Raw genomic sequence first — 4,732 nt, forward strand, 5'->3', positions numbered from 1 at the left:
GACGATGCCAACAACAACCGCGCACAGAGCTGTAGCAGGAAGGCAAGCTAGGCGAGGCACGACCAAGCCGACAGCGGCACCGGATGATAAGAACAACGTCATCGACGTAGTCGAGAGCGAGGTTGTCGAGAAATTCGTACAAGTCGCACAATTTAGGTTGCGACCTGAGGAATCTCGATGGCTTAGCCACTCCATGCTTGTCTTTGACTTTAAATCAACCTCGGATGCCTTGCGGGAAGCGCTACGGCTGCTTCACCGCGAAGCAACTGAGGTCGAAGCGGCGGAGCGTATTCGTGCCTTCTACCAGGGCAAACCAGCCCCCTTGCCTGAAGGGGTCATGCCTGTCGACGAGGAAGATCTCCTAGCTGCGGACAACGCCGAGTGGTAGTCGTCAGGGACACCCCGCTACGCGGTGAGGTCTGGGCGTGTGCACTTCCGCGACCACTTGGCCCGCAGCCAGTCGTTGTACTAACCGCGAATCGGATCGCACAGCCACTATCGTCCGTGACCGTTGCACTGATCACGGGGTCAGATGGGCCTAAAGACACGCATGTTCGAGTTGGCCCCGATACCGGTTTGACGAAGTACGACGAGTCCTATGTCAACTGCACGGACCTTCACAGTGTTGATAAGCCGCACCTGAGGCGACGGCTCGGACTGCTGTCTCCCGGAGAGATGCGCGCTGTCGAGACCAATCTGCGCCTAATCATGGGGTTGGATTAGGGGCAGTACAGCAGCTCCACAGTGAGCCCGGGCGAGAGGTAGTCCCTCTCATCCGGGCTCGTGGCGTTTTTACAGGTGGTCCACACCAAACTGGACGCCATCGTCCCACGCGTGCTGCTGCCGACCGAGCCGAGACGCCTTGTGCCAGAGCCAGATCGCTGCCGCCCCGAAGCCGAGGGCGAGCACCAGGAAGATCGTCAAGGTGAGCCACCAGGGATGGCTCAGATCGGATTTCTCCTCGACGGTGCTCGGGTGGTTCGGGTCGTATACGACTACGAGCGTGCCGCCGACCGTCCGGTCGCCGGGATTGTCGATCGACGCCTGCTGCCGACTGCCATTTGCCGTGGTGAACGTGATGAGGTCCGTGTACGAGTTTGTGTACGTCTTCGATGTGTGCGAGTAGGTCCGGGTCGTCTGGACGTTGACGATGGTGGCATTCGTCGTCACGCCATGAGCGCGCAGATTGTTGTCCGTGATCGTCGAGCTCACCGCCCCGGCAACCAGTCCGAGCGCGACGAGGAACAGAATCACGCTGATGATCCGCATGGCCCTGCGGCCGATGCGCTCGCCGAAGAGCCCACTGAGCAGACGAAAGAACACCTGATCCCCCCGCAACTGACGCCGACATGACGCTACGCGTCTGAGTACCACGTCAGCAGTCGGCTGTCCACGGCCTCAAACTCGCTGACTTGCTAAGCCTCGGTCGGCCCACCGGGAGCCCACGCGGCGCCGTGTCCAGGAATGATCAGCGCCGGGCTCAGCGCCAGCACCTTGTCGCGGTTCTTCAGCAGCAGCGCGCCGTCCTGCGCGAGCGGGTCCTCGGCCGGGCCCGAGGCGTTCCACCACAGGTGGGTCAGGACGACCAAGCCGTCGTCGGTCTCGGCGAGGGTCGAGATGTCCTGCGCGGTGTGACCGGGCGTGGCCATGAGGCGAACCGAGGGCGAGAGTTCATAGCCGTCCGCCTCGCGGGCGTCCCACACGTCGTCGCGGTAGATCGCCCAGTGGTCGTGAAAGCGTGCGTTGGGGAACAGCGCCGCGTTGAGCGTGTGGTCCGGGTGGTGGTGGGAGAACACGACATCCGTGACCTCCTCGACCCTCACGCCGAGCGACGTGAGCGGGCCGAGGATCGCGGCGCGTGTGACTACCATGCCGGGGTCGACGACGATGACGGCGTCGCCGTCCTGGATCAGCGTGACAGTGCTGGCGACGCGTTCGCCGACATAGCCGGCGGTGAGCACGTTGACGCGGGCGGTCATGGTGCGATCGTCCTTCCTAAGGCTTCTTACGCTTCCTTACGCCCTACGCACGGTACTGGTCGTGATGCGCGAACAGTTCCGTCCACTCGTCATAGCTGAGCGTGCGTCCGGATTCGGCGACCTCAGCCAGTTCCCGGAAGTACTTCTCCCGGGGTGGCGCCGGGGCGAAGAGGATGAGCATCGACGCGGGTTCGTCAGCGTCGTTACGGAACGCGTGTACACCGGTGCGCGGCACGTAGAGGAAGTCACCCGGTCGCGCACTGATCCACCGGTCACCGTCGTAGAGGCCGATCGTGCCGGAGAGCACGTAGAAGGACTCCGAGAACGTCTTGTGGGAGTGCGGATCCGCACCGCCTCCGCTCGGTGGCAGGTTCCATTCGAAGAGACCGAACTCACGGTCGGTCACGACGCCCGGTGCGACGAAGCGGGTCGACGAGCCGGACCAGAAGTCGATCTGCTCGACGTCGGCGGCCAGGCGGAAGCGCGCCGTCGTTGCCGCGCCCTTCGTGCCTTTCACGCCCGCTGGGTCACTCGGGTATGACATCCGCCGATCCTGTCAGAGCCCGGCGAGCAGTTTGATGGCGTCGGCCACCGAATTGCACAGGTTGTCCGGTTGCGGGTCGGCCACCCTCAGCTCGCGACCACCGGGCAGCCAGATGGTGCGCAGACCGGCCGCGATCCCGCCGGCGATGTCCGCGTCCAGCGAGTCGCCGACCATCCAGCCGGTGCGCCGATTGAGCTCCACGCGGAGGTGGTCCGCCGCCCGCTGGAAAATCGCCCGATCGGGTTTGCGCACGCCCTCGGTCTCCGAGACGAAGACGCCGTCCACGAGGTGCCGCAGGCCGACGTGGTCGATCTTCGCGTTCTGCATGGCGGTCGCCCCGTTGGTGATGATCGCCAGCAGCCAGCCCTCCGTGCGCAACTGCCGCAGGCCGTTGGCCACGGCGTCTTCGAGCATGAAGTAGCGCGGGTACGTCTCGGTCACGTCGCGCACCAACTGCTCGACGCTGTCCGGCAGCTGGAAGTGCCGCTTGAAGCCCTCCGCGTACTCGGTCCAGGTCGTCGCGGTCGAGCTCTTGACCGCGAGATAGTCCACGGCCGCCGGGTCGATCCTGCGGTCCGCGACGAAGTGCTCGGCCCACTCCTGTAGCGCCCGGTTCTGGTCGACCAGGGTGTTGTCGAGGTCGAAGAAGGCGTATCGGGTCACCGCGACCACGTCCCGAAGTGTACGAGCTCCTCGATCGGGCGCCGACGTGACCGCAGGTCGCGCTTCTCCGCCCCGGCGTCGTACCCGATCGCGATCGCGCCGATCGGCTCGTGGTCGTCCGGCACGCCGAAGGCGTCCTTGAACGGCTGCACCTGATCCGGCACGATCCCGAAGTACAGCGCGCCCAGACCCTCGTCGACCGCCGTCAACAGCTGGAGCATCGCCGCCATCCCGGTGTCGATGTGCCAGAACGGGACTGGCCACCGCGCCTCGTCGCGGTCCGTCCAACCCTTGTCGGACTGTGCGTATCGATCCAGGTAGACGCGCTTGCACGAGAAGGGCACGATCACCAGCGGCGCGGTGCGGACCGTGTCGTTCACCGCGTCCGAACCGAACTGCCAGAACTTCTCCAGGTCCCCGTCGCGCAGCACAAGCCACGCTTGCCCCTGCGAGAATCCGGCGGAGGGCGCCCGCGTCCCGTTGCGCAGGATGCGTTCCAGAGCTTCCTGCGGTACCGGCCGATTGGCGTCAAAGGTCCGAACCATCCGCCGTGTGCGGATCGCGTCCTGAAGTTCCATGCCGAGACCTTATGCGTGCTCGGATGGCCTACGTCAAGCCCGGTCGCTTATAGGGTAGTGCGCGTGAAGATCCTGGTTATCGGCGGGGGCGGGCGTGAGCATGCTATCTGCCACGCGCTCAGCCTCGACGAGTCCGTCACCGCGCTCCATTGCGCCCCGGGCAACCCGGGAATCGCCCGTGTCGCGACGCTGCACCGGGTCGATTCACTCGATCCGGCGGACGTCGGACGGCTGGCGCGGGAACTCGGCGTGGATCTCGTCGTGGTCGGACCTGAGGCCCCGTTGGTCGCGGGAGTCGCCGACGCGGTGCGTGCCGCGGGAATCGCAGCCTTCGGACCGTCAAAGGCCGCCGCGCTCCTTGAGGGCTCCAAGGCCTACGCGAAGGAGATCATGGCGGCCGCGCAGGTGCCGACGGCCGAGGCATTCGTCTGCTCGACGCCTGAGGAGGCCGCGCGTGCCCTCGATGCGTTCGGTCCGCCTTACGTTGTGAAGGATGACGCGCTCGCCGCTGGTAAGGGCGTCGTGGTGACGGACGATCGAGGCGCTGCCCTTGAACACGCCGGCGCGTGTGGCCGCGTCGTGATCGAGGAGTTCCTCGACGGTCCAGAGGTATCGCTGTTCGCTGTGACAGACGGCGTGACCGTCCTGCCGCTGCTGCCTGCTCAGGACTTCAAGCGGGCCGGTGACGACGATTCGGGCCCGAACACAGGCGGTATGGGGGCTTATTCGCCATTGCCGTGGGCTCCCGATGAGCTCGTGGACGACGTCATGCGGCTGGTGCTTCAGCCGACCGTCGATGAGTTGCACCGCCGGGGGACACCTTTCGTCGGGTTGCTCTACGCGGGACTCGCGCTCACCAAGCGCGGCGTACGCGTCGTCGAGTTCAACGTGCGTTTCGGAGACCCTGAGACCCAGGTGGTGCTGCCGCTGCTCAGGAGCCCGCTCTCGCAGCTGCTGTTCCACGCGGC

Annotated in this window: 8 protein-coding genes; 3 read left to right on the forward strand and 5 right to left on the reverse strand. The window is 65.4% G+C overall.

Annotation, left to right across the window (positions count from 1 at the left end; translation table 11 throughout):
* Positions 1-388, forward strand: a 388-nt coding sequence (locus VGS97_RS05365; RefSeq protein WP_326852082.1) for a hypothetical protein, incomplete at its 5' end; no start/stop codon positions are given.
* Positions 382-723, forward strand: coding sequence for a type II toxin-antitoxin system PemK/MazF family toxin (locus VGS97_RS29420; protein WP_349261988.1), 342 nt, complete (start codon positions 382-384; stop codon positions 721-723). The genes VGS97_RS05365 and VGS97_RS29420, both read left to right, overlap by 7 nt.
* A gap of 69 nt (positions 724-792) precedes the next feature.
* Here the strand turns inward: VGS97_RS29420 and VGS97_RS05370 are convergent, their stop codons facing one another.
* The 5 genes from VGS97_RS05370 to VGS97_RS05390 all read right to left on the reverse strand — a co-directional run bounded on the left by VGS97_RS05370 (position 793) and on the right by VGS97_RS05390 (position 3,764).
* On the reverse strand, positions 793-1,323 hold the full coding sequence (locus VGS97_RS05370) for a DUF3592 domain-containing protein (protein WP_326852083.1): 531 nt from the start codon (positions 1,321-1,323) through the stop codon (positions 793-795).
* Positions 1,324-1,415: 92 nt separating this feature from the next.
* Positions 1,416-1,979, reverse strand: a complete 564-nt coding sequence (locus tag VGS97_RS05375) for an MBL fold metallo-hydrolase (RefSeq protein WP_326852084.1) — start codon at positions 1,977-1,979, stop codon at positions 1,416-1,418.
* A gap of 43 nt (positions 1,980-2,022) precedes the next feature.
* Positions 2,023-2,496 carry a cupin domain-containing protein gene (locus tag VGS97_RS05380; RefSeq protein ID WP_326852085.1) on the reverse strand — a complete coding sequence of 158 codons (474 nt, stop codon included), beginning with the start codon at positions 2,494-2,496 and terminating at the stop codon, positions 2,023-2,025.
* A gap of 39 nt (positions 2,497-2,535) precedes the next feature.
* Positions 2,536-3,195: an HAD family hydrolase gene (locus tag VGS97_RS05385; RefSeq protein ID WP_326852086.1), complete on the reverse strand. Its 660-nt coding sequence runs from the start codon at positions 3,193-3,195 to the stop codon at positions 2,536-2,538.
* Complete coding sequence (locus tag VGS97_RS05390) at positions 3,183-3,764, reverse strand: nitroreductase family protein (RefSeq protein WP_326852087.1); 582 nt, start codon at positions 3,762-3,764, stop codon at positions 3,183-3,185. Before VGS97_RS05390 ends, VGS97_RS05385 begins: the two co-directional genes overlap by 13 nt.
* Before the next feature lie 63 nt (positions 3,765-3,827).
* Between VGS97_RS05390 and purD the strand changes: the two genes are divergently transcribed.
* A partial coding sequence (gene purD / locus VGS97_RS05395) for a phosphoribosylamine--glycine ligase (RefSeq protein ID WP_326852088.1) occupies positions 3,828-4,732 on the forward strand: 905 nt, incomplete at its 3' end.

The sequence above is a fragment of the Actinocrinis sp. genome (assembly GCF_035946395.1).
Lineage (GTDB): Bacteria > Actinomycetota > Actinomycetes > Streptomycetales > Catenulisporaceae > Actinocrinis.

Bases quoted from the DNA above. Each gene is read 5' to 3' on its own strand.
- VGS97_RS05390 (WP_326852087.1), bottom strand. From the start codon at position 3,764: ATGGAACTTCAGGACGCGATCCGCACACGGCGGATGGTTCGGACCTTT.
- VGS97_RS05375 (WP_326852084.1), bottom strand. From the start codon at position 1,979: ATGACCGCCCGCGTCAACGTGCTCACCGCCGGCTATGTCGGCGAACGC.